The organism is Sulfuricaulis sp., assembly GCF_024653915.1.
GTDB lineage: Bacteria > Pseudomonadota > Gammaproteobacteria > Acidiferrobacterales > Sulfurifustaceae > Sulfuricaulis.
In genome coordinates this window covers 24529-49088 of sequence record NZ_JANLGY010000003.1, presented here as the reverse complement: position 1 = coordinate 49088, position 24560 = coordinate 24529, and the positions used below count along the sequence as shown (strand labels likewise).

General features: G+C 56.1%; 26 protein-coding genes and 1 riboswitch. Of the genes, 22 read left to right on the top strand and 4 right to left on the bottom strand.

What is annotated here, in order from left to right:
- The first annotated feature begins 57 nt into the window (after nucleotides 1-57).
- The 3 genes from NUV55_RS00890 to NUV55_RS00880 are packed head-to-tail and all read left to right on the top strand — an operon-like array spanning nucleotide 58 to nucleotide 3368.
- The gene (locus tag NUV55_RS00890) at nucleotides 58-1869 is read left to right on the top strand and encodes a CHASE2 domain-containing protein (RefSeq protein WP_296669541.1); all 1812 of its coding nucleotides are present in this window, start codon (nucleotides 58-60) and stop codon (nucleotides 1867-1869) included.
- Entirely contained in the window at nucleotides 1866-2492 is a 627-nt protein-coding gene (locus tag NUV55_RS00885; protein ID WP_296669540.1) for an SH3 domain-containing protein, read from the top strand. The genes NUV55_RS00890 and NUV55_RS00885 overlap by 4 nt, the downstream gene beginning before the upstream one ends.
- 12 nt (nucleotides 2493-2504) lie before the next feature.
- Nucleotides 2505-3368, top strand: a complete 864-nt coding sequence (locus NUV55_RS00880) for a M48 family metallopeptidase (RefSeq protein WP_296669538.1) — start codon at nucleotides 2505-2507, stop codon at nucleotides 3366-3368.
- 65 nt (nucleotides 3369-3433) lie between these two features.
- On the opposite strand, the gene NUV55_RS00875 is transcribed toward NUV55_RS00880, so the two are convergent.
- Nucleotides 3434-4138, bottom strand: a complete 705-nt coding sequence (locus tag NUV55_RS00875) for an ATP-binding protein (protein ID WP_296669536.1) — start codon at nucleotides 4136-4138, stop codon at nucleotides 3434-3436.
- 117 nt (nucleotides 4139-4255) lie between these two features.
- Between NUV55_RS00875 and NUV55_RS00870 the strand changes: the two genes are divergently transcribed.
- The 9 genes from NUV55_RS00870 to apaG all read left to right on the top strand — a co-directional run bounded on the left by NUV55_RS00870 (nucleotide 4256) and on the right by apaG (nucleotide 11921).
- Nucleotides 4256-4666 (top strand): rhodanese-like domain-containing protein, encoded by a 411-nt coding sequence (locus NUV55_RS00870; protein ID WP_296669535.1) that lies wholly within the window; start codon nucleotides 4256-4258, stop codon nucleotides 4664-4666.
- Between the two features lie 90 nt (nucleotides 4667-4756).
- Nucleotides 4757-5941, top strand: a complete 1185-nt coding sequence (gene metK / locus NUV55_RS00865) for a methionine adenosyltransferase (RefSeq protein ID WP_296669533.1) — start codon at nucleotides 4757-4759, stop codon at nucleotides 5939-5941.
- Nucleotides 5942-5980: 39 nt separating this feature from the next.
- Nucleotides 5981-6065: riboswitch (S-adenosyl-L-homocysteine riboswitch) on the top strand.
- Nucleotides 6066-6084: 19 nt separating this feature from the next.
- Nucleotides 6085-7503 (top strand): adenosylhomocysteinase, encoded by a 1419-nt coding sequence (gene ahcY / locus NUV55_RS00860; RefSeq protein ID WP_296669531.1) that lies wholly within the window; start codon nucleotides 6085-6087, stop codon nucleotides 7501-7503.
- Nucleotides 7504-7578: 75 nt separating this feature from the next.
- Nucleotides 7579-8427, top strand: a complete 849-nt coding sequence (metF, locus tag NUV55_RS00855) for a methylenetetrahydrofolate reductase [NAD(P)H] (RefSeq protein WP_296669529.1) — start codon at nucleotides 7579-7581, stop codon at nucleotides 8425-8427.
- A 79-nt stretch (nucleotides 8428-8506) separates the two neighbouring features.
- Nucleotides 8507-9265 (top strand): RMD1 family protein, encoded by a 759-nt coding sequence (locus tag NUV55_RS00850; RefSeq protein WP_296669527.1) that lies wholly within the window; start codon nucleotides 8507-8509, stop codon nucleotides 9263-9265.
- A gap of 6 nt (nucleotides 9266-9271) precedes the next feature.
- On the top strand, nucleotides 9272-10240 hold the full coding sequence (gene pip, locus NUV55_RS00845; protein WP_296669525.1) for a prolyl aminopeptidase: 969 nt from the start codon (nucleotides 9272-9274) through the stop codon (nucleotides 10238-10240).
- On the top strand, nucleotides 10240-11076 hold the full coding sequence (locus NUV55_RS00840) for a symmetrical bis(5'-nucleosyl)-tetraphosphatase (RefSeq protein WP_296669523.1): 837 nt from the start codon (nucleotides 10240-10242) through the stop codon (nucleotides 11074-11076). The genes pip and NUV55_RS00840 overlap by 1 nt, the downstream gene beginning before the upstream one ends.
- Nucleotides 11066-11470, top strand: coding sequence for a DUF2784 domain-containing protein (locus tag NUV55_RS00835; protein WP_296669522.1), 405 nt, complete (start codon nucleotides 11066-11068; stop codon nucleotides 11468-11470). Before NUV55_RS00840 ends, NUV55_RS00835 begins: the two co-directional genes overlap by 11 nt.
- 67 nt (nucleotides 11471-11537) lie before the next feature.
- The gene (apaG, locus tag NUV55_RS00830; protein ID WP_296669520.1) at nucleotides 11538-11921 is read left to right on the top strand and encodes a Co2+/Mg2+ efflux protein ApaG; all 384 of its coding nucleotides are present in this window, start codon (nucleotides 11538-11540) and stop codon (nucleotides 11919-11921) included.
- A 26-nt stretch (nucleotides 11922-11947) separates the two neighbouring features.
- On the opposite strand, the gene gyrB is transcribed toward apaG, so the two are convergent.
- The 3 genes from gyrB to dnaA all read right to left on the bottom strand — a co-directional run bounded on the left by gyrB (nucleotide 11948) and on the right by dnaA (nucleotide 17105).
- Nucleotides 11948-14377 carry a DNA topoisomerase (ATP-hydrolyzing) subunit B gene (gene gyrB, locus NUV55_RS00825; protein ID WP_296669518.1) on the bottom strand — a complete coding sequence of 810 codons (2430 nt, stop codon included), beginning with the start codon at nucleotides 14375-14377 and terminating at the stop codon, nucleotides 11948-11950.
- A 72-nt stretch (nucleotides 14378-14449) separates the two neighbouring features.
- Entirely contained in the window at nucleotides 14450-15550 is a 1101-nt protein-coding gene (dnaN, locus tag NUV55_RS00820) for a DNA polymerase III subunit beta (RefSeq protein ID WP_296669517.1), read from the bottom strand.
- A gap of 217 nt (nucleotides 15551-15767) precedes the next feature.
- Nucleotides 15768-17105: a chromosomal replication initiator protein DnaA gene (gene dnaA, locus NUV55_RS00815; protein WP_367280310.1), complete on the bottom strand. Its 1338-nt coding sequence runs from the start codon at nucleotides 17103-17105 to the stop codon at nucleotides 15768-15770.
- 196 nt (nucleotides 17106-17301) lie between these two features.
- Here dnaA and rpmH point away from each other — a divergent pair, with 196 nt between their 5' ends.
- The 10 genes from rpmH to NUV55_RS00765 all read left to right on the top strand — a co-directional run bounded on the left by rpmH (nucleotide 17302) and on the right by NUV55_RS00765 (nucleotide 24459).
- Complete coding sequence (gene rpmH / locus NUV55_RS00810) at nucleotides 17302-17436, top strand: 50S ribosomal protein L34 (RefSeq protein WP_296669513.1); 135 nt, start codon at nucleotides 17302-17304, stop codon at nucleotides 17434-17436.
- Between the two features lies 1 nt (nucleotide 17437).
- The gene (rnpA, locus tag NUV55_RS00805) at nucleotides 17438-17803 is read left to right on the top strand and encodes a ribonuclease P protein component (RefSeq protein ID WP_296669512.1); all 366 of its coding nucleotides are present in this window, start codon (nucleotides 17438-17440) and stop codon (nucleotides 17801-17803) included.
- Nucleotides 17788-18039 carry a membrane protein insertion efficiency factor YidD gene (gene yidD / locus NUV55_RS00800; protein ID WP_296669511.1) on the top strand — a complete coding sequence of 84 codons (252 nt, stop codon included), beginning with the start codon at nucleotides 17788-17790 and terminating at the stop codon, nucleotides 18037-18039. Before rnpA ends, yidD begins: the two co-directional genes overlap by 16 nt.
- The gene (yidC, locus tag NUV55_RS00795) at nucleotides 18032-19678 is read left to right on the top strand and encodes a membrane protein insertase YidC (RefSeq protein WP_296669509.1); all 1647 of its coding nucleotides are present in this window, start codon (nucleotides 18032-18034) and stop codon (nucleotides 19676-19678) included. The genes yidD and yidC overlap by 8 nt, the downstream gene beginning before the upstream one ends.
- A gap of 10 nt (nucleotides 19679-19688) precedes the next feature.
- A complete protein-coding gene (gene mnmE, locus NUV55_RS00790; RefSeq protein WP_296669507.1) occupies nucleotides 19689-21035 on the top strand; it encodes a tRNA uridine-5-carboxymethylaminomethyl(34) synthesis GTPase MnmE in 1347 nt (448 codons plus the stop codon).
- Between the two features lie 183 nt (nucleotides 21036-21218).
- A complete protein-coding gene (locus tag NUV55_RS00785) occupies nucleotides 21219-21701 on the top strand; it encodes a MerR family transcriptional regulator (RefSeq protein WP_296669506.1) in 483 nt (160 codons plus the stop codon).
- A 50-nt stretch (nucleotides 21702-21751) separates the two neighbouring features.
- A complete protein-coding gene (locus tag NUV55_RS00780) occupies nucleotides 21752-22372 on the top strand; it encodes a BglII/BstYI family type II restriction endonuclease (RefSeq protein ID WP_296669504.1) in 621 nt (206 codons plus the stop codon).
- A 4-nt stretch (nucleotides 22373-22376) separates the two neighbouring features.
- A complete protein-coding gene (locus NUV55_RS00775; protein ID WP_296669502.1) occupies nucleotides 22377-23027 on the top strand; it encodes an MT-A70 family methyltransferase in 651 nt (216 codons plus the stop codon).
- 68 nt (nucleotides 23028-23095) lie between these two features.
- On the top strand, nucleotides 23096-24175 hold the full coding sequence (locus NUV55_RS00770; protein ID WP_296669501.1) for a hypothetical protein: 1080 nt from the start codon (nucleotides 23096-23098) through the stop codon (nucleotides 24173-24175).
- A 50-nt stretch (nucleotides 24176-24225) separates the two neighbouring features.
- Nucleotides 24226-24459 carry a hypothetical protein gene (locus NUV55_RS00765; RefSeq protein WP_296669500.1) on the top strand — a complete coding sequence of 78 codons (234 nt, stop codon included), beginning with the start codon at nucleotides 24226-24228 and terminating at the stop codon, nucleotides 24457-24459.
- The last annotated feature ends 101 nt before the right edge of the window (nucleotides 24460-24560 follow it).

Below are 24560 nucleotides of genomic sequence, written 5' to 3'. Positions count from 1 at the left end.
GTAGCGAGTAGGGCTTCGTTTTCGATTACAAAAACGGCGCGGCGGCACACCCCGTTTGTGCTCGCCGCCATCGTCTGGTTGGCGGCGCTGGCGGCGGCGCACTGGAACGCCGTCAGCCGCCTCGAAAATCTTTACCTCGATTGGAACCTGCGCAGTCTGGCCTTGCGCCTCCCCGCCGACCCCGGCATCGTCATGATCGATATCGACGAACCCACGCTCGAGGCCATGGTGCCCGAATACGGGCGCTATCCCTGGACCCGCGCGGTGTACGGACAGCTGCTCGAGGGGCTGGCACGCCAGCAGCCGGCGGCTATCGTGTTCGACATCCTGTTCATCGACCCGCAAAGGGAACACATGGCCGATGACCTTTATTTTGTGCGCACGGCGGTGGCGCTGCCCAACGTCTACTTCCCCATGGTGCGCCTGTCGGCGCCGCCGCAGGCTGAACGTGGTAACGGCTACCCGCTGAAAAACCTCAAAAATGCCACGGCCGGCCCCAAGGCCGATACCGAGGCGCGCGCCGCGCTGCTGCTGCCGCTGCAGGGGCTTGCCGAAACCGGGCGCCTCGGCACCATCAACGTTTTTGCAGATACCGACGGCGTGGTTCGCCGCTACCCGATGCAACTCAACGCTTACGGCTGGCACATCCCGTCACTGCCCGTGCGCGTGGCGCGCGACCTTGGTTACGCCGTGCCGGAAACAGAAAGTCTCATGATCACCTGGCATGGACCGCCAAAGTCTTATGCCACGGTATCTTTCTTCGACGTCTTCACGGACTTCGAACGTAAAAACCCGCAGCGTCCCACGGATGAATTTCGCGGCAAGATCGTGATCATCGGTACCACCGCCTCGGGCCTGCACGATCTTAAGGTCACCCCCATGGGTGCGGATTTTCCGGGGACGGAGATACTCGCGACCATGATTGGCAATCTCAAGAATGGTGAACGTCTGCGCAATGCGCCCTCCTGGTTCATGCCCGCGCTCACGGCATTCGTGCTGCTAGCGCTGGCCACAGCGTTTACGCGCGGCGTGAGCCCCCTGCCCCAAGGAATCGGATTGCTGCTGTTGACCCTGACGCTGGTTGTGGGCGGGTGGGCCGGATTGGCATTCGGCCGCACCGTCATTCCCATTGTTAGCCCGCTGCTGTTTGCGTGGATTTTTTTCGTGCCATCCGCCGTGCGCGCCCACTGGCTCGAGCGCCGCGACCGCCAACGCGTCACGCAACTGTTTTCACGCTTTCTCGATCCACGCGTGGTCGCGGGGCTGGTAGAGAAAGGCGAAACCGACGCCTCGCTTTCCGGTCAGAAACGCGAGATCACGGTGCTGTTTTCCGACATCCAGGGTTTTACATCGCTGTCGGAGCGTAAATCGGCGCCGGAGATCGTTGATCTGCTCAATCGTTATTTCAGCTTGCAGGTCGAAGTCATTTTTCGTCATCAGGGAACGCTGGACAAATACATCGGCGATGCGATCATGGCCTTCTGGGGCGCGCCGACGGATCAACCGGATCACGCCCGTCGCGCTCTTGAGTGCGCGCGCGAGATGGAACAGACACTGCTGCGGTTCCGTCAGGAGCTCGGTCCCGAGGGTGAAAATTTCAACATCGGCATCGGCCTCCATACCGGCGAAGCGGTGGTAGGCTTCATCGGCTCTCCGATACATCGTCAGGATTACACCGTGATCGGCGACACCGTGAACACCGCCAGCCGGATCGAGGGCGCCACCCGCGGTCGTTCCCGGATACTGGTTTCGGCTACCGTGCGCGATGCCTGTCATGCGCAATGCGCCTTTACCGATCATGGCCTCGTTACGCTCAAGGGCAAGGAAGGCAAGATTCATCTATACGAACCAACTTGGGAGGCTTCATGAAACGATTAATCACACTGGTATCACTCGTCGGTCTCGCCACGCTCAATGCAGCCTGTGCTGAGGAAACCAGTACCGTAAAAAATGCTGGCACTGCCGCCACTACTGAAACCAGCACTGTCGCCATGAACACTGGTGCGGCGGCAACTGCAACTGCTGCCAAGAGTACCGGCACGGCTGTGCGGGAAACCGGCACCACGCGTTCGGCGGTGGACCTGATGGCGACGCCCTACCGCGACGCCAAGCCTGCCGGCCAACTGCCGGCGAACACCGCGGTGGACATCCTTGAGCGGCAAGGCGGCTGGATGCGCATTTCTTCCAAGGGCAAAACCGGCTGGGCCAAACTGCACCAAGTGCGGGTGGGCGAAGGCCCGGAGGCCAAAAAATCCGGCGGTCTGGCCGTCCTGAAAAATGTCGGCCAGACCGGCCGTTCCGGTTCGCAGGGCATCGTGGCCACCACCGGCATCCGCGGCATGAGCGCCGAGGAACTCAAAAATGCCAAGCCCGATCCGGCCGCGGTGAAAAAGGTCGATGGTTACAGCGTCACAACGAGTCAGGCACGTGAATACGCCAAGGCGGCGGGGCTCAGGGAAAGCAACGTCCCTGCCCTGCCGAAACCTGAATAAACGGAGGCACCCATGAAAATCCGCATTCCTGTTGTTTTGTTGCTGGCAGTCTCGCTGCTGGCGCCCGTGGCCCATGCGCTCAAGCTCGACTTTGACAAGCTGAAGGACGTCAAAGAAAAACTCAAGGTCTTGAAGGAGCCCTCCGATGCCGACGAGATTGAAATCGGCAAAGGCGTGGCAGCAAACCTGCTCGGGGCCGCGCCACCCGTGAATGACGCCAAGCTGCAAGCCTATGTGAATCGCGTGGGGCAGTGGATCGCCATGCACTCCGACCGCCCCAATCTCCCCTGGCATTTCGCCGTGGTCGACACCGACGGCGTAAACGCCTTCGCGACACCGGGAGGTTATATTTTTATCACGCGCGGGATGCTGCTGCGCATGCGTGATGAGGCTGAGCTGGCCGGCGTGCTGGCCCATGAAGTCACGCATGTGGTGGAGAAACACGCGCTTAAGACCATGCGCAAGGGCGCACTCGCCGGGCTGGCCGGGGATGCCCTGAGCAGTTACGCCGAAAAGAAGGGCAAGGAAGAATTCAACAAGATTGTCAGCGCCGGTACCGAGATCTACACGCGCGGACTCGACAAGGAGGATGAATTTGCGGCCGACCGTGCAGGGGTGGTTGTTGCGGCACGCGCCGGATATGACCCTTATGGGTTACCCTCGGTTTTACAGACACTCGCCTCCATCAATCCCCAGGATGATGCGGTTTCATTGATGTTCAAAACCCATCCTGACAGTGGAACGCGGCTGGAATTGGTTTCAAACTCCATGGAAGGCGGGCTAGACCAATATGCTAATCATCCTCGTGTGGAATCACGCTTTTTTTCAATAATAAAATCCCATATTGCAGGTTATAAACCAGTTAAAGTGAATTAATTAACCACTTTTAACATATAAATTTTATTAACGAGCATAGAATGTATACGAGGATAAATTACAATTCATTTCGGTGCTCTTTCAGACATAAGTGGTCGAATTGCAGTCAATAAATTGGAAAATAATCCTTTTTGTGTCTTTTCCTGATCTGAAAGCAGGGACTTAATGTGCATGCGTTGGCTGGGCATGCTGAAACAGGCCGGGCAGTTATCCATGATGGCGGGAAGCCCGGCGCGAAGGGCAAAATCACGAGTCTGACGCTCACGCGCATACACAAAAGGCCGGATGATGCGCAGATCGCCAGCATCATTCACGTAGTGCGCCTTCATGGTGCGCAGGCTGCCGCCATAGAAGGCGCTCATCAGAAATGATTCGGCGAGGTCGTCCAGATGATGTGCCAGCGCCAGCACGTTGTATCCCTGGTCGCGCGCGGTCGCATACAATATGCCGCGGCGCATGCGTGAACAGTAGGCGCAGAAGGAATCCCCGCGCATGGTCTTGAGCGCCCGACCGACAATATCCTGGCGCCGGTAAAAATAGGGAACATCCAGAGCCGAGACGTAGTCTTTCAGGAAGGAAGGGTCGAAGCCCTCGATGCAGGGATCGACCGTGGCCGCGCCGAGCTCGAAGCGTACCGGGGCCTTGTCGCGCAGCTCGAGCAGCACATGCAATAGCGACAAACTGTCCTTGCCACCGGAAAGTCCGAGCAGGACACGATCCCCCGGGCGTATCATGGAAAAATCCATGATCGCCGAGCCGGCGGACCGCATTAATGGCTTGGGCGCGCGCGGTCTGATTATCGGGTTGGGCAAGACAGTGGCAGGGAGCATAATCTGCCTAGTATGCCCAATCGCCGCCCGACTGGGCATACCTGAAGTGAGGATTGAATGACCGAAGCCGTCAAAACCCTGAGCCCCAAAGAGGCGCACAAGTTCGTCCAGGACTATCCGAACGCGCTCTTGGTGGATGTGCGCTCGCACATGGAATTTCTGTTCGTCGGGCATCCCGCGGGCGCCATCCACATCCCCTGGATCGATGAACCCGATTGGAAGGTGAACACTAACTTCGTCAAAATGGTACGCCAGGCCATGCTGGGTGGGGCGGCTGGGGCCGCGCCGGTAGTGCTTATCTGCCGCAGCGGGGTGCGCTCACTGGAGGCCGGCAAGGTCCTGATCGAGGCCGGGATCAGCGATGTCTACAATGTGGCCGAAGGCTTCGAAGGCCAGCTGGACGACAGCCACCATCGCAGCGCGACGGGTGGCTGGCGCTTTCATGGCCTGCCGTGGGAGCAGTGCTGAAAGTGGGTTTTTGGAGTCGGCGTGTCAATTTTGCCCGGGATTGGTAAACTGCGCGGCCTTGCGAAATAGCTAACCAGATCGGGGTTGTTTATGTCGGACAGTTTTCTTTTTACTTCTGAATCGGTATCCGAAGGTCATCCGGACAAGGTCTGCGATCAGATCTCGGACGCCGTGCTCGATTCAATCCTGAAACAGGACAAGACCGCGCGCGTGGCCTGCGAAACCCTCGTCAAGAATAATCTCGTGGTACTCGCCGGCGAGATTACGACCAAAGCCAACGTGGATTTCGACAAGGTGGCGCGCGACGTGATACGCCACATCGGCTACACCGACGAGATGGGTTTTGGCCCGGACAGCTGCACCGTGCTGACGGCGATTGGCCGCCAATCTCCCGACATCGCCGCCGGCGTGGACGAAGGCAAAGGCCTCGACCTTGAACAGGGCGCTGGAGACCAGGGCCTGATGTTCGGCTACGCGACAAACGAAACCGACGTGCTCATGCCCATGCCGATCACGCTGGCGCATCGCCTTGTAAAGCGCCAGGCCGAGATACGCAAAAGCAAACTCAACTGGCTGCGCCCGGACGCCAAGTCACAAGTCACCGTGAAGTACGTGGACAACCGGCCGGCCGGCATCGACGCCGTGGTGCTCTCGACCCAGCACGCGCCAGGCGTCAAGTACGACACCCTCAAGGAAGCCGTGATCGAGGAAATCGTGAAACCGGTGATGCCGAAAGAATGGCTTACCAAGGACACCAAGTATTTCATCAACCCGACCGGCTCGTTTGAAATCGGCGGCCCGGTGGGTGACGCCGGACTGACCGGCCGCAAGATTATTGTCGACACCTACGGCGGCATGGCCCGTCACGGCGGCGGCGCCTTCTCCGGCAAGGACCCGACCAAGGTTGACCGTTCTGCTGCTTATGCCGGGCGCTATGTCGCCAAAAACATCGTTGCGGCCGGTCTGGCCACACGGTGCGAGATCCAGATCGCCTACGCCATCGGCGTCGCCAAACCGGTATCGGTGCATGTCGACACCTTCGGCACCGGCGCAATTCCGGACGCAAAGATTGCCGAACTCGTGACCAAACATTTCGACCTGCGCCCCAAGGGTATCGTGCTGATGCTCGACTTGTTGCGCCCGGTGTACCTCGCGACCGCCGCCTATGGCCATTTCGGCCGCACCGAGGCCGGCTTCAGCTGGGAACGCACCGACAAGGCTGAAGTATTGCGTGAGGCCGCTGGCATCAAGGCGCGGAGCGCCGCCATCGGCTAAAGTTTTTTTACCGTCGCCGCACTCCGCGGCGAGGCGTTGCTCTCCGAGGAGCGTTGCACCCCCATGCTAACACCGGGGCCAGGCTCGGAGGGAACGTCAGTTAAAACAACGGCGCTCGCTCAATCCGTACAGGAGCAAGCATCATGAACGCAGTCATCAATCCGAAGTTCTCCGATTATAAAGTCGCCGACATCAACCTCGCCCCCTGGGGCCGCAAGGAAATCGAGATCGCCGAGACCGAAATGCCCGGTCTCATGGCGTTGCGCGGGGAATACGGCGCCAAGCAGCCATTGAAGGGCGCGCGCGTGGCCGGCTCGCTACACATGACCATCCAGACCGCGGTGCTGATCGAGACGCTCAAGGCGCTCGGCGCCGACATCCGCTGGGCCTCGTGCAACATCTACTCCACCCAGGATCATGCCGCCTCCGCGATCGCCGCGTCCGGCACACCGGTATTCGCCTTCAAGGGCGAGACCCTCGAGGAATACTGGGACTATACCCATCGTATTTTCGAGTGGACCGACGGTGGTGCCCCCAACATGATTCTCGACGATGGCGGCGACGCCACGCTGCTGATCACGCTTGGTTCGCGCGCCGAGAAGGACGCCACGCTCATCAGCAAACCCACCTGCGAAGAAGAACGCGTTCTGTTCGCCTCGATTAAAAAGCGTCTCGAAACCAAACCCGGCTGGTATTCGAACATTCTCAAGAACATCCGTGGCGTCACCGAAGAGACAACCACGGGCGTGCATCGCCTGTACCAGATGGAAAAAGAGGGACGGTTACCGTTCCCCGCGTTCAACGTCAACGATTCCGTCACCAAATCCAAATTCGACAATCTGTACGGCTGTCGCGAATCGCTCATCGATGGCATCAAACGCGCCACCGATGTCATGATCGCTGGCAAGATCTGCCTCGTGCTCGGCTATGGCGACGTCGGCAAGGGCTGCGCGCAGGCCTTTCGCGGCATGGGCGCGACCGTGTGGGTGACCGAGATCGACCCAATCTGCGCACTACAGGCCTCGATGGAAGGTTACCGCGTGGTGACCATGGATGAGGCGGCGGCACTGGCCGACATATTCGTCACCGCCACCGGTAACGTGCATGTCATCAACCATGACCATATGAAAGCGATGAAGAACGAGGCCATCGTGTGCAACATCGGCCACTTCGACTCCGAGATCGACATCGCTTCGCTCGAGAAAAACTACAAATGGGAGGAGATCAAGCCGCAGGTGGATCACGTGATCTTCCCCGACGGCAAGAAGATCATTGTGCTGGCCAAGGGGCGGCTGGTGAACCTGGGCTGCGCCACCGGCCATCCCTCGTTCGTAATGTCGGCATCGTTCTCGAACCAAACTATTGCGCAGATGGAGCTGTTTCAGAATACCGCCAAGTACGAAAAAAAGGTGTACGTGCTGCCAAAGAAGCTCGACGAGAAAGTGGCGCGCCTGCATTTGAAGAAGATCGGCGCGCATCTTACTCCGCTCTCCAAGGTCCAGGCCGATTACATCAGCGTGCCAATCGACGGCCCGTACAAGCCGGACCACTATCGTTATTAAGTCGCCGGACGGAAGCTGACAGGGGGCGCAACAGCGCCCCTTGTTGCCTGTCTCCGACTTCTGCAAGATGGCGTCATGGACTCCCGGAAAAAATCCCCGCGCAGCTTCAGCTTCGAATTCTTCCCGCCACGCAACGACGACGGGCGTGCCAGGCTGCGTGAAACGGTAGAGCAACTGGCGCAACTCCAGCCCAAGTTTTTCTCCGTAACCTTCGGCGCCGGCGGCAGCACGCGCGAGGGCACCTACGAGACCGTCAAAAACATACAAGCCCAGGGCCAACAGGCGGCGCCACATATCTCCTGCATCGGCACCGCGCGCGCCGATATCCTGGCCTTGCTGGACTCCTACCGCAAACTTGGTATTCGCCATCTGGTCGCGCTGCGTGGTGATCTTCCCAAAGACGCGCCCAAAACCGGTGGTGATTTTCATTACGCCAACGAGCTGGTCAGCTTCATCCGCGCCGAAACCGGCGATGAGTTTTATCTCGAGGTGGCGGCTTACCCGGAGTTCCACCCCGAATCGCCCAGTCCCGAATCCGACATCCGCCACTTCGCAAACAAGGTGAAGGCTGGCGCCAATTCAGCCATGACCCAGTATTTTTTTAACGTGGATGCCTATTGGCGCTTCGTCGAAGAGTGCTCAGCGCTGGGGGTAGTGGTGCCGATCGTGCCAGGCATCATGCCAGTCACCAATTACAAACAACTTGCGAAATTTTCCGATGCCTGTGGCACCGAGATTCCGCGCTGGATCCGCCGGCGGCTGGAAGGCTATGGTGACGATCTAGATTCCATCCGCGCCTTCGGCCTCGACGTCACCACCGACCTGTGCGACAAGTTGCTCGAGGGCGGGGCGCCCGGGCTGCATTTCTACACACTGAACCGTGCCGGGCCAACCTGCACCGTGTGGGAGCGGCTCGGACTCTGAAACTTTCGCGGCGGACAGGGATATGGTCTCAAAAACAGCTGAATTAACCGCGAGGTTACCGGCAAGCAAACCTATTGCGGTGCGCGCCTGTTTTTTGGGCGAGCGCCTGAACCTGCGCGGCCTACCTGAGCCCGCCGTCACGCTCGGCCCGCTGACAGTGCCGGCCGGAGAAGCGGGAATGGCGGTGATGTTTCGTTACGGCGCGGTGGTACTTTTCAACCTGAGCGAAACAGAGCAGAAATATTTTCTCAAGGAACTGCGGCCGCGTGTGGAAAGCCCGCTGCGCCGCATGGAAACCGAGGAAGCTCAGCTCTACGTTGTCGGCAAACAACCCGAGGGTGTCACGCCCGAGGGGATTGGCATTGCCGACCTGGCGCAGGCGCGCCTCCAGATCGTGGCCATTGCGCTCGCGCGCAGCGTGGCACTGGCCTATTACGAAAACGCCATGGCGGTCGCCTTCGACCTGATCGAACCATTGGCACGACGCCTGGAGAACCCGCGTGGCGGCGGGCGGCGGCTGCGTGAGTTGCTGCGACACATCGGTGGCAGCCTGCTGGTACAGCAGCGCATAATTGGCCGCGTGGAGATCCAGGACAAGCCCGACCTGCTGTGGGACCACCCGGAGGTCGAGCGCCTGTATTTGCACCTTGAAAATGAGTATGAGCTGCGAGAGCGCAACACAGTGCTCGAACGCAAGCTCGCCCTCATCAATCAAACCGCCGAAGCCGTGTTAAATCTCATGCAGAACCGGAGCATGCTGCGGGTTGAATGGTATATCGTGATACTGATCATCGTCTCCGTGCTGCTGTCGATCTATTCCATGTTACCGGGCCACTAAACCGCCTTGCACAAACTTTTCCCCGCCATTCAGCCTTATGCGACACACCGGCTCCGGGTTAACGAGCTGCACGAGTTGCATGTTGAGGAATGCGGCAATGTTACGGGCCTGCCAATATTGTTCGTGCATGGAGGACCTGGCGCCGGTTGCGAGGAAGCGCATCGCTGTTTTTTTGATCCCAATCTCTACCGCATTATTTTATTCGACCAGCGCGGAGCAGGGCGCTCGACACCGCACGCGGGTCTCGACCACAACACCACACAGGATCTGGTCGCCGACATGGAAAAGATCCGCGAGCATCTCGGCGTGGATCGCTGGGTGCTGTTCGGTGGATCCTGGGGTTCGACGCTGTCGCTGGTCTATGCCGAGACCCATCCCGGCCACGTGCTCGGACTCATTCTGCGCGGCATCTTTCTGTGCCGCCCCTGGGAGATACACTGGTTCTACCAGGAAGGCGCCAACCGCATATTTCCCGATCACTGGCAGGAATTCATCGCGCCGATTCCGGAGTCCGAACGCCATGACCTGTTGCACGCCCATCACCGACGCCTGATTGGCGAGGACGAGATCGCTCGCATGGCCAGCGCCAAGGCCTGGTCGTTGTGGGAAGGCCGCGCCGCGACGCTGTTACCAAACAAACACGTAGTGGAATTTTTCGGCACGCCGCACACAGCGTTGTCGCTGGCGCGCATCGAGGCACATTATTTCGTGCACGACAGCTTTTTGGCGCCTGATCAAATTTTAAATAACGTGTCGGCCCTGAGCGGCATTTCCGGCACCATCGTACATGGACGCTATGACATGGTTTGTCCGCTGCAAAACGCCTGGGAGCTGATGCGGGCCTGGCCCGAGGTCCGGCTCGAAATCATCCCCAACGCCGGACACTCGGCAATGGAAGCGGGCAACGTTCACGCCCTGGTAAAAGCCACCATCGATATGGCTGCTCAGCTGGGGCGGCCGCCCAAGGCCTGCTGATGGCTGTTTACGCGATCGGGGACGTGCAAGGCTGCTACACGCCGTTGCAGCAATTGCTGTCGCGCCTGCAATTTAACCCGGCGCAGGACTGCCTGTGGTTCACCGGCGATCTGGTCAATCGCGGGGCGCAATCACTTGAAGTGCTGCGATTCGTCAAAGACCTGGGTGAGCGCGCCGTGTGCGTGCTTGGCAATCACGATCTGCATCTGCTCGCCGTCGCGGCTGGCGCAGCGAATACATTAAAACGCGATACGCTGGACGAGATTTTAAGCGCACACGACCGTGGTGAATTGCTGAACTGGCTGCGTTCACGACCCTTGCTGCATCACGATCCTGCTCTGGGGTATACGCTGATTCACGCCGGCTTGCTGCCGCCCTGGGATCTCGCGCAAGCACAGCAATTGGCGCAAGAGGCCGAGACGGTATTGCGCAGTGACAAGCACCAGGAATTTTTCCACCACATGTACGGCGATTTGCCCGATCACTGGAACGAAAACCTGCGCGGCTTCGACCGACTGCGTGTGATCGTCAACACGTTCACTCGGCTGCGCTATTGCGACCTCAATGGCCACATGGATCTGCGCCCCAAGGGTCCTCCCGGGAGTCAGCCGCCTAACCTGTCGCCCTGGTTCCAGGTTCCGGGGCGTCGCAGCCGTGAACTAAAAATAATTTTCGGACACTGGTCTGAGCTGGGGCCGTGGCAAGGCAATGGCGTCATCGGTCTGGATAGCGGTTGTCTCTGGGGCCACACACTTACTGCAGTGCGGCTGGATGCCGGCCCAGTGGAATTTTTCAGCGTGGGGTGTGGGCCCTATCCATCTTCACATGTCGTCTGATGCAGATGTCTGGATGTGGCTAGCCGATCTGATTCTGGGTTTGCACGCGATTTTTATTTTGTTCGTCGTCGGTGGACAGATTTTAATCGTAGCCGGTTGGGTGCTGGGCTGGACTTGGCCGCGCCACCGGTTATTTCGTTTGTTGCACCTGCTCGCCATCGGTTTCGTGATGCTGGAGGCCTGGCTCGGCTTCATCTGCCCACTCACGGCGCTGGAAAATATATTACGTACGGCAGCGGGTGCAGTGACATACGGAAACGGGTTTATCCGTTACTGGCTGCATCAGCTGATATTCTATACAGCACCGAGTTGGGTATTCACGCTGATTTATACGGTTTTTACGGGGTTCGTGGCACTGACGTGGTTTATCTATCCTCCACGGCGGAAACTTTAGTGATACCCTAGTGCACTAACGCTAGAGAGACAAAATAATCCTTGCCATGATTTCGGGTGCGTTACACATGACTGCCACCGATAAACACCAGATACAGATTGATGTCCGCACGGCCTACCTCCCCGGCCAGTCAGAACCGGGCCAGAATCGTTACGTGTTTGCCTATACCATCACAATCACCAACTCGGGCTCGGTGCCGGCGCGGCTGGTCACACGCCACTGGATCATCGTTGACGCCAATGAGCAGAAACGTGAGGTACACGGCGAAGGTGTTGTGGGCGAACAGCCCTATCTGCCTCCCGGGACGAGTTTTCAGTACACCAGTGGTACGATTCTGGAAACGCCGGTTGGCATGATGAGCGGTAGTTATCAGATGATTGCCGACGATGGCACCGCGTTCGATGCAGAAATCCCAATTTTTACGCTGAGCATTCCGCGCACACTGCACTGAGCTTCTAGCTTCGGGGGTAACGCGGCTTAAATATCGAGGTTAGAGACGTCGAGCGCGTTCTTTTCAATAAACTCGCGCCGTGGCTCAACCTGTTCGCCCATCAAGGTGGTAAAAACGTCATCGGCGGCCACGCCGTCCTCGATATTGACCTTGAGCAGGCGACGCGTCTGCGGGTCCATGGTGGTTTCCCACAGCTGCTCCGGATTCATCTCACCCAGGCCCTTGTAGCGTTGGATAGTCTGGCCGCGGCGCGCCTCGGCCATCAGCCATTCCAGCATGGCATCGATACTGGCAACCTTGTAGCTTTTGTCGGCTCGCTGGATGGTGGCCTCGCTGGTAAAATATTTTTCCGCTCGCTCTCCCAGCTCACGCATGGCACCGTATTCGCCGGAGGATATAAATTCTGTGTCGATCTTGGTTCGTGTGGTGGTTCCGTGCTCATGCCGCGCCAGAATCATTTCATGCAGATTGTTACGAGTGTCGATGCCGATGGAGATCTCGTAGCGGCTGCCGTGGTTCGCCTCGTGCGTTAAACGGCTTTGGAGTTCCAGCGCTATCTTGCCGGCCTGCTTCTTGTCCTTCAGCAACGCGGGTGTGAGTCGCGGCATGTATACCAGCTGGCGCAAAGCCGCGGCGTCATAGCGGCGCGCGAGGCGCCGTATGGTCTGATCCACGGCGAGATGACTCCGACAGAGCGAAGTCAGTTCCTTGCCCGACAGCTTCTGGTTGTCTGCCGTGTTCAGCACAGCCTCTGTCAGAGCCGCTTCAAGTAGAAAATCCTGAAGTTCGCCTTCATCCTTGAGGTAGCGCTCTTGTTTGCCGTGCTTGATCTTGAACAGCGGCGGTTGGGCGATGTACACATGACCGCGACTGATCATGTCCGACATCTGGCGAAAGAAAAACGTGAGAAGCAGGGTGCGGATGTGCGAACCATCGACATCGGCGTCTGTCATTAAAATAATCCGATGATAACGTAACTTATTGATATCGAAATCATTTTTACCAATTCCCGTCCCAAGCGCGGTGATCAGAGTAGCGACTTCGACGGACGACAGCATCTTGTCAAAGCGCGCGCGCTCGACATTCAGAATCTTGCCCTTGAGTGGGAGCACAGCCTGGAATTTGCGATCGCGGGCCTGTTTGGCAGAGCCACCGGCGGAGTCGCCCTCGACAAGGTACAGCTCACACTTGGTTGGATCACGCTCCTGACAATCTGCTAATTTGCCTGGAAGTCCAGCGAGGTCCAGCACCCCTTTTCGGCGCGTCATCTCGCGCGCCTTGCGGGCCGCCTCGCGCGCCCTGGCCGCCTCTACGATCTTGAGGGCAATGCTACGGGCATCGGCAGGGTTTTCTTCAAGAAACTCGGAAAGCTTTTCGTTAACGATCGATTCGACGACCCCTTTCACTTCAGAGGAAACCAGCTTGTCCTTGGTCTGGGAGGAAAACTTGGGGTCCGGGACTTTAACTGACAGTACGGCAATCAGACCTTCACGGGCATCATCACCGCTGATCTCGACCTTTTCTTTTTTGGCCAGTCCCGTTTTTTCAATGAACTGATTAAGCGTGCGCGTCATCGCCGCGCGCAACCCGGCAAGATGGGTACCGCCATCGCGCTGCGGGATATTGTTGGTAAAACAGAAAATATTCTCCTGATAGGTATCGTTCCACTGCAAACAAAGTTCAACGGTGGTGCCATCGCGCTCTGCCGAGATAAAAATCGGCTTTTGATGCAGCGGGGTCTTGTTGCGATTCAGGTGGCCAACAAAAGCCGCGATCCCGCCTTTGTACTCAAAGACATCTTCCTTGCCGGTCCGCTCGTCCAGCAACGAAATACGTACGCCGGAATTCAGAAAAGATAGCTCGCGCAGACGTTTTGCCAGGATGTCGTAATTAAAAATCCTGTCAGTGAAAATTTTGCTGCTGGGTGTGAAATGAACATCGGTGCCCGTTTCGCTGCTTTCGCCGGTCACTTTGAGTGGGCTTTGTGGCTCACCCAGATGGTATTTCTGCTGATGGACCTTACCGTCACGACGGATGGTCAGCTCAAGCTGGTCGGACAAGGCGTTAACCACAGATATACCCACACCATGGAGACCCCCAGAAACCTTATATGAGTTCTGGTCGAACTTACCGCCAGCATGCAAAACGGTCATTACTACTTCCGCTGCGGAGCGCCCTTCTTCCGGGATTATCTCTGTCGGAATACCTCGGCCGTTATCCGAAACAGTTATCGAATTATCCCCATGGATGGCAACAGCAATGCGATTACAGTGGCCGGCCAAGGTCTCATCAATGGAGTTATCCACAGCTTCAAAAACCATATGATGCAGGCCAGTACCATCATCGGTATCCCCGATATACATGCCTGGTCGCTTGCGCACTGCATCCAGTCCTTTTAGAACTTGGATACTGTGCGAATCGTATGTGGAGGGAGTTCCCTTTTTGGCTTGTGTCATCAGTTGATCAGTGTTGTTCCACGTGAAACGGTTGGGGGTGCTGTGCGTTCCACGTGGAACGTTGTAGCGGCATCAAAGCCGCATTGGCATTATAACGTACTGTGGATACGGCATTTCTGGTGATGCTAGGGTGCAACTGCTGTTTGGATCGTTGAGGCCAAACTCGATATTTTCGGTATGGAGAGCACTAATGGCTTCGATCATATAATTAACATTAAAACCAATTTCCAGCCCTTCACCCGTGTAATCCGCGCTGATTTCCTCTTGGGCTTCTTCCTGCTCCGGGTTATGGGCGGTGAAACGCAGTGTTTTATTGCTCAAACTGAGTCTCACGCCGCGATACTTTTCGCTGGACAGGATTGCTACCCGACCTAAGGTTTCACGGAACAGGTTTCGATCTAATTTGAGTTTTTTGGACTGTTTTCCGGGTATAACCTTGTTGTAATCAGGGTAACGTCCGTCAATCAACTTGGAGGTGAAAATAAAATCGGCTGCCCGTGCACGAATATGGTTCGTTCCGAATTCGAGCTCAATTTGATCGTCCGTGTCGCTGAGTAGTCGCAGCATCTCCTGGACTCCCTTACGCGGCACTATAACCTGTTTCTCAATCTTTACGCTTTTCTCAAGACTCGATTCGCTGATTGCCATTCGATGCCCATCCGTGGCAACACCACGAATTTTATTTTCTGATACTTCGAGCAACAGGCCGTTGAGGTAATAGCGCACATCTTGTTGAGCCATACAAAAGTGGGTCTTCTCCAGCAACCCACGCAGCTGATTCTGTTTAAGAGTGAGTGCTTGCTCCCACTGTGAGGCTTGTACAGATGGGAAATCTGCAACAGGTACGGTTGCCAGCGCGAAACGGCTCTTGCCTGATTTTACGATGGATTTTTCACCTTCTTTTTTGATGGTGATTTCTGCATCGTTGGGCAGGGCGCGACAAATATCAAACAACTTCCGTGCAGGCAGTGTCATTTCTGCGCTACTCCCACCCGCTTTGCCTACTTTGGCAATCACCTCTATTTCCAGGTCAGTTCCTGTCAGTGTCATTTCACCGTCTTTTTGCCGCAGCAGGATATAAGACAGAACGGGTAAGGTCTGACGCCGTTCTACGACACCGGCCACATAACCCAAGGGTTTTAACAAGTCCTCGCGTGTTATGGTGATTTGCATGCTTTCTTATTATTTCCTTTAGTTAAAGATGTTTAATAGTAATTAGTCAGGGGTTGTTTTGTGGATAAACCGGTAATGCCCTACCGAATTCGACAATTATGGAACTGACAGCATGTTAATAACCTCATCGGTGACTGTGTGTATCATCGATGATTGTTGAATGATACCGACTCATGAAAGTTCTACAAATAGAATTCACAGAGTTATCACCAGGCTGTCAGGTAGTCAGAATACGCAGAAGATTCCCGTAGTCTTCGCTCATTCTTGAGTCTTTTGATTTAAGTTCGGCCACCTTGCGACAAGCATGCAGCACTGTGGTGTGGTCCCGGCCACCGAAGGCATCGCCAATCTGGGGCAAGCTATGTTCTGTTAACTCTTTCGCCAGCGCCATGGCTACCTGGCGCGGTCGCGCCACCTGGCGCGACCGACTTTTGGAGTGCAGGTCGGAAACGCGGATCTTGTAATATTCAGCAACCGTTTTTTGGATATTGTTTGTGGTGATCAAACGGTCTTGGAACGAGATGAGGTCTTTAAGGCTCTCGGTAACCAGCGAAATATCTATTGTTCTGCCAGTGAAAAAAGCGCTCGCCAGTATTCGGCGCAGTGCGCCCTCAAGCTCACGCACATTTGACCGGACCCGTTTGGCTATAAAAAAAGCTACGTCATCGGGCAAATCCACTCCCTCCTGTTTTGCTTTTTTTATCAAAATGGCAACGCGAGTCTCAAGCTCTGGTGGCTCTATTGAAACAATCAGACCGGAACCAAAGCGCGAGACCAGACGTTCCTCAACGCCTACCAGTTCCTTGGGGAAACGGTCAGCCGTGATGATTACTTGGCGCTTGGATTCTTGTAACGCATTGAATGTATGGAACAATTCTTCTTGTGAGCGTTCCTTACCAACGAAAAATTGTATGTCGTCAATCAACAAAGCGTCGAGGTTTCGGTACAGTTTCTTGAATTCGTTGATGGCGTTGTGCTGAAACGCCTTGACCATATCAGCAACAAAACGCTCAGAGTGCACGTACGCAATATTGGCCCCGGGCCGATGCTTAAGCATCAGGTTACCTACCGCATGCATGAGGTGCGTTTTGCCCAGACCCACACCACCATAAATAAAAAGCGGGTTATAGGCCCCACCAGGATTTTCACCCACCTGTCGCGCCGCCGCCCGTGCCAGCTGATTTGATTTTCCTTCCACATGAGTTTCGAAAGTGAAATCCTGATTCATTCGGCCAATGATGGAGGGTGCTTTGAGGGTTGTGCTTGCTTCAGTGCGCGTACTGGCCGCTTGAGGTGTAAGCACCACCGGTCGCGACTGACTGCCAACCTCAACCTGGACGCTGAGCGCGCCACCACTGTATTCACTGCTCAGTTCTGCGATCCGTTCCAGGAAGCGCTCGCGTACCCAGTCCACCACAAAGCGGTTGGGCGCTAACAGCCGGAGTATCTGGGTGTCCTGCACCGCATGCAGCGGCCGTAGCCAGGTATTGAACTGTTGCGCAGACAGTTCTTCTTCAAGCCTTTCCAGGCACTTTTTCCACACAGACGACTGCATCTTTTTTCACGCAACAACGAGGGGGAAAGGGAGTCTAGCCAGTAAAGAGTTAGTTATCCACAGGGACTATGCGTCGTCTGTATTTACAAATAGTTAGCGGAATAATGTGTTGACAAACCTTGATAAGAGGCAGTAAGTTTGCCGCCCTTTTGCAGCAACAACGTGTCTGCGACAGCCATCAACCCGAACTGATCCGATGAAACGCACTTATCAACCCAGCAACATTAAACGCAAACGCACACACGGTTTCCGTGCCCGCATGAAGACAGTGGGCGGTCGCCGCGTGTTGGCCGCGCGTCGCGCCAAGGGCCGCAAGCGCCTAGGCGCATAAATTGTCCAGCGCCCACTATGGGCTATCCAGATCGCGCCGGCTGCGCACGCCGGCGGAGTTTAAAGCGACCCTGAAAAGCACGTGGCGTGGGCGAGACGATTTTTTCGGCGTCTACGCGATTCCAAACCTGTTTTCTTATGGGCGCCTGGGCCTCATCGTTTCGCGCAAGGCATCGCCCCGGGCGGTGGTACGCAACCGGATCAAACGTCAGGTACGTGAGACATTCCGTCGGTATCAGGAAAAACTCGGGGGTCTGGACATCGTCGTTGTGGCCAGCGCCAAGGCAGGGCCCGCGCCAGCCGCGGTCCTGCGCGCCTCACTCCAGCAATTGTGGGACAAGGTAGGACAACAGTGCAGAAAATCCTGATTGCCGTTATCCGTGGTTACCGTTACCTGCTGAGTCCTTGGCTGGGTCAGCACTGCCGTTTTCATCCGAGCTGCTCGCATTACGCCGCCGAGTCGATAGAAACCCACGGCAGCCTGCGCGGATCATGGCTGGCGCTGCGACGACTGCTGCGCTGCCACCCATGGCACAGCGGTGGATATGATCCGGTCCCACCCGCCTCCCCATCGCATTCCGGCCAATCGACCCGCCATGGATAATCAACGCCTGTTTCTGTTTTTTGCCTTGGCAATGGTGCTGATGCTGATCTGGCAAGCCTGGGAGCAGCATAATGCGCCGCCGCAGACACCCGCGCCGGTCACCGCCACTGGCGCGCCCGCACCCGCCGCCGCGCCGGGCGTTCCACAGGCACCCATTCCGCAGACTGCAGAGACGGCACCAAGCCTCAAACCGGCTGAAGCACTGGCAAGTGGTACACGCATCCAGGTACGCACCGACGTAATGGAAGCGGTAATCGACAGCCTGGGTGGTGATATGCGCGAGCTCAAGTTGCGCCAGTACCCGGTGGCCATGAATAAACCGGAAGAAGCCTTCCCATTGATGCGCGATGCCGGACCCGAGCTGTTCATAGCCCAGTCGGGATTGATTGGTTTGGACGGCCAGTACCCGAACCACAAAACACCGTTCACTGCCGAGGCCGGCCGTTACACGCTGGCGGACGGTCAGAATGAACTGCGCGTGCCGCTGAGCTGGCGCACAACGGCCGGCGTGCAATTCACCAAGACCTATACATTCCACCGTGGCAGCTACGTCGTGGATGTCGAGTTTGCGGTGAAGAACGACACGCGCCGCGAGTGGAGCGGTTACTTGTATGGCCAATTCCAACGCATGCACACGGCCACGAGCGGCATATTCACCACAGTGCCAAGTTATACCGGTGGCGCCATTTACACCCCCGAAAACAAATACGAAAAAATCGCGCTCGACGACATGGCCAAGACCCCGCTCAAGCGTGAAGCCACGGGCGGCTGGGTGGCGATGCTGCAACACTATTTCGTAAGCTCGTGGTTGCCGGTGAAAGACGAGCGCAACGAGTTCTATACCGATGTGCTGGACGGCACGCGCCACGTGCTCGGCTTTAAAAACCTGACTCCGACCAAGGTCGCGCCGGGCACGAACGGCACGGTTCGTGTCTCGCTCTACGCCGGCCCCAAGGAACAGAAAATTCTCGAGACCTTGCCGGAGGGCATGGACCTCACGGTGGACTACGGATTCCTCACGGTCATTTCCGCGCCGCTGTTCTGGCTGTTGGCCATGTTTCACGGCCTGCTGGGCAACTGGGGCTGGGCCATCATTCTGCTCACGGTGCTGATCAAGGCCGTGTTCTACCCGCTGTCGGCGACGAGCTACAAATCCATGGCGCACATGCGCAAGATGCAACCCAAAATGAAGGCGCTTAAAGAGCGCTTCGGCGATGATCGCCAAAAACTCAATCAGGCGATGATGGAACTGTACAAGACCGAGAAGATTAACCCGCTCGGCGGCTGCTTGCCGATCGTGATCCAGATCCCGGTATTCCTGGCGCTCTACTGGGTGCTGCTCGAAAGCGTTGAAATGCGCCAGGCACCGTGGATCTTGTGGATCAAGGATCTCTCGGCGCAGGATCCGTATTACATCCTGCCGGTCATCATGGGCGCCTCGATGTTCGTGCAGCAGAAGCTCAATCCGCAACCGCTTGACCCGATCCAGCAGAAAGTTTTCATGGTCCTGCCGTTCATGTTCACTGCCATGTTCCTGTTTTTCCCCGCCGGCCTGGTGCTGTACTGGACGGTGAACAATGTCCTGTCCATTGCGCAGCAATGGCGCATCACGCGCGTCGTCGAGGGCAAGACGAAGTAATCGCGCGGCCGTGGCTGATCCCCGTACCATTGCCGCGATAGCCACACCGCCCGGGCGCGGTGGTATCGGTATCGTGCGCATCTCCGGCCCCGCCACACGCCGCATCGCCGAGGGTATGCTCGGCAAGCTTCCGCGCTCACGCCATGCCAGTTTTGAAAATTTTCTCGATGCTTCCAGACAGGCGCTCGATCAGGGCCTGGCGCTGTTCTTTCCCGCGCCGCATTCCTTTACCGGTGAGGACGTACTCGAGCTGCACGGCCACGGTGGGCCGGTGGTACTCGACATGGTGCTCAACCGCGCCCTCGAACTCGGCGCACACGTGGCGCGACCGGGAGAATTTTCCGAGCGCGCGTTCCTGAACGGCAAACTCGACCTAGCGCAGGCCGAGGCCGTGGCCGATCTCATCGAGGCCGGTTCCGAGACGGCCGCGCGCTCGGCGCTGCGCTCGCTCGAAGGCGAGTTTTCGCAACGGGTGTATGCGCTCGTCGAAGGCCTCACGCGGCTGCGCCTGTATGTCGAGGCGGCGATTGATTTTCCGGAAGAAGAAATCGATTTTCTGGCCGATGCACGCGTGAAGCAGGAACTCGATGTGCTCGCACAGGACATGGCAATTCTTTTGGCCTCCACACAGCAAGGCGTGTTGTTGCACGACGGCATGACGGTGGTGCTGGCCGGCCCGCCGAACGCCGGCAAGTCGAGCCTGCTGAACGTACTGGCCGCGCGCGACACCGCCATCGTCAGCGCCATTCCCGGTACCACGCGCGACGTGCTGCGCGAGCGCATACACATTGACGGCATGCCGCTGCACATTGTCGACACCGCCGGCCTGCGCGAGTCGCGCGACGAAATCGAATCCGAGGGTATCCGCCGGGCGCGCGAACAGATGGTGCACGCCGACCGCGTGTTGCTGGTGCTGGACGATTTCGCCCACGACGCGCCGTCCGCCGAGGTGTTACAGCATGTTCCGGCCGGGCTTGCGCGCACCGTGATCCGCAACAAAATTGATCTCACCGGTCGCCAGCCTGGGGTGAGGAAAACAACGAATGAAATCGAAATCGCCTTGTCCGCTAAAACCGGTGAGGGGATGGATGCCCTGCGTCAGCACTTGAAGGAATGCATGGGCTTTCAGCCCGCCGGCGAAGGCACGTTCATGGCGCGCCGGCGTCATCTCGATGCCATCCGCCGCGCGCAGGATTGTCTGGGCCAGGGAAAAGTGCGGCTCAAGGAATCGCGCGCCGGAGAGCTGCTGGCGGAAGAGCTGCGACTGGCGCAGCAGGCGCTGTCCGAGATTACCGGTGAGTTCACCTCCGATGACTTGCTCGGAAGGATTTTTTCCAGCTTTTGTATTGGGAAATAGTGAGCCATTAAAGTCTTACCAAGACATCTGGCCATCCATTTACCCCCTTAACCATTATAAATTTTTCCTGTAGAACCTCGCGACTGAAGGGCATTAACCCATAAATTTAAGGGAAAACACGCAATTTGACGTTAATTGCAGGGTAGAAGAATAATTTATAGTTTAGAGCTAAACTACAAACTAATGAAAACTGAAGCCAAAAACTTCTTCACTGCTAATGAGGCTGCACGCTTAAGTGGGCTTACGCGAACGATGTTGGATTATCTTTGCCGAACGAAAATTTCGGAGCCAACGATGGCATGTAAACGAGGCAAAGGATGCCGGCGGCACTACAGTTTTGGGGATGTAGTCTTACTGCGATCCATTGCGCGCCTGCTTAATGCCGGCATCTCCGTGTTACGTCTCAAGCGCGCACTGCAATCCTTGAGAAAGCACCATCCGGATATCACGCCCGATTCACTGCCGGGTACTCATCTGATAACTAACGGACGCAAGATTTATTTCCGACGAGGTAGTCATTCGGTAGAGGAACTCATCACAGGACAATTTTCGTTTGCCTTTGTAGTTGAGCTTGAGAAGGTTAAGAGCGAGGTGCTTAAGCAGTTGGATGTAAAAACAGTACGGAGAAACACCGGCGAATTTAATTATCGCGTTCGAAGTGGCTAGCAATTTTGGCTAGTGACATTTCGCTGCTGCGTTAATCAAAGGGGACAAAGGTGATTTGGCAGGACCATATTCCGAAGGACATCCAGGCGCTCTACGAGATTTATGACCATCGGCATGCAGCAGCAATATTGCGGATTGAGTTTCCTGAGGAGCTTGATGAACTCTGTAATGCTCTTCGGGAATTTCGATTCACTGTCGAGGACGTAAAGATGCCAGGAGGCAGCGAAAGTATCATCACCAAGAAGTTTGATACCTTACTGCGCCCGTTGAAGTGGGTAGAACAAACACTAAACGCGAAACTGGTTGTTGATGCGACCGAAGTGCAGGTGGACACGCATTGGGTCGATTTCATCAAAAACCGCGTGGCTTTCGATTTTGAATGGAACAGCAAGGATCAGACGTTCGACCGCGATCTATCTGCTTTCCGCGCCTTTTTCGAGTACGGGCGATTGAGCGTCGGCGTCTTGGTTACTCGAGGCCCTGATCTAGACCCGTGGTTTGCAACTCTGGGCAACGTGGTAGGCAGCGACGGTAAGGAGCGCCCACTTAAAGCGAAGTTTGGTGCCAGCACGACCCGATGGGATCAACTGATCCCGCGACTCGAAGCGGGGCGCAGTGGCGGTTGTCCAGTGTTAGCTTTCGGAATATCGACAAAACAAATCGAGAGGTGAAACCATGTCTGGCGGCAAAGAAACTGCAAACGAAAATTTGCTGAGATTCGCGAAGGGCCGAAAGTTCTCAACCTTTCTGGCGGACCCGCCATGGCAATTCACGAATCGCACCGGGAAGATGGCGCCTGAGCACAAGCGTCTATCGCGGTACGGCACGATGAGGCTCGATGAGATTCTCGCTCTACCCGTTGCGCAGCTCACCGGAGATACAGCGCACCTTTACCTATGGGTGCCGAACGCTTTACTCGCCGAGGGCCTGCGCGTCATGGAAGCGTGGGGATTCCAATACAAATCGAACATTGTATGGCACAAGATCCGTAAGGATGGCGGGCCGGACGGGCGCGGCGTAGGATTCTATTTTCGGAACACAACCGAAATAGTCCTATTTGGGGTGAAGGGCAAGAATGCCAGGACCCTTGCTCCTGGTCGCCGCCAAGTAAACATCATAAAGACGCAAAAGCGTGAGCATTCGCGCAAGCCGGATGAACTCTACGACCTCATTGAGGCGTGCAGTTGGGGACCCTTTTTAGAGCTGTTTGCCCGCGGAACTCGCCCAAATTGGGTCGCATGGGGAAACCAGGCCGAGAAATATCATCCGGATTGGCCGACCTATGCAAATCACTCACAATTGGGAGCTCGCCGGGCCACGCCGTAAATCGTTGTCCACGGAGCTATGCTAATTTAAGAGACGCATAGGATTTGTGTTACGCGCAAAGGTGACAGATGCGAAAATGGCTGTTCACTGTCGGTAATCATCCGCTATTCGCTGTTGCAGTCACAGTAATTAGCGTAATCGCTGGGCTGCTCGGATCGATCTATACAGACGCGATCAAACAATCGATTCCATTCAAATTTGGGCCACAAACGGAGTTTGCACCTCACGCCGTTTATTTTTGGTTAACAGTTATAACCTTTGCCGTGCTTTTTTTTGGGCGGCAGTGGGCGACGGACAGAAGCGTACAGGATGCCCAAAACAATTTGATTAAACAGTCTTCTTCGCTAGAAGCGCTAATCAAGACACTGCCTCCAGAAGGATTTCTCAGTCTGTGGTCAAAAAGATATGGCGACTGCCGCAAAGTTGCTCGTTCAGTACTTAACATTAATACCGTCACTACCGATCAGCTAGAAGAGGCAATACGGGTAATCCTCCAAAATATTGTCTACTTGGGTATCGAATTTGATGGAGTTCCTCCGAATACACGTTACGCCACAAATATCATGATCTACCGAGATAGGAATGCTCTGAACGATAAGGAGCGGGAACGGCTTACGGCAATGCTGAAGTTTTTTGATCGTGATCCAGCTACCCTCCAAGGATATCTAGAATTGATACCCACATTATCAGTAGCAAACGAGCCTGGGGAGCGCGCCCCAGATGCAAATCTTGATCCTTTCGCGTTACCCGTCGAAAAACTAGAGGTATCTGAGCACGGAAAATTTCGCCAGCTTCCAGGCGCCCCCCTTACATTCTGGCAAAACGGTCCATCGCACTTTAAAGACGCGACTGAATTAGCGGATTGGTGCGCAGATCACGGGGATTTCTCAAATTCAGTGGTAGAAGCAGTTCGTAGGTATTTTTCAAGCGATAAAGCGCTACGAATCAAGAGTTTTGTTTCCATTCCAATTCCAAACCCTAAAACAACCGATAACACGATGCCGTTAGGCGTTTTGAATATGCATCGAAACCACACAAACATGCTTCGCGGTCCGGATGCGTTCAAGCTTTTTTTCCCTCTGCTTGCTCCTTTTACGGCGGTAATGGGGGAGCTGTTGATGTTACGAAACAAGCTTGAGAAAGCATAAATCAATCACGATATACTGTATCTCGATTTACGATATTGGAGGCCAGCGCGATGACCAAAGCAAATACAGCAATTTCTCTAGATGATCTCTTGGAGCAGAAAGTCGAAAGGCCTAAGCACGGTCCAGCCGGAAACCGGACCTCTTCACCAGTTATCCAAATTGGAAGTCTATCTTTCGTACCTCGAGAAGACTCGCATTTTTTGAGTGACGACACGACAGCCGCATCGGAAGAGAAATCGGCGACCACTAACGAAAAACAGGTCAGCACTTCTGATAAAGCTTAGGGGAGTTTTGCCACAGTTACATCAGCTGCCGAACCGTTCATATTGTTGGTATGGCCCCAAACGGGTAATGTATTAGTAGATTAGTCTTTCAGCTCATCGGC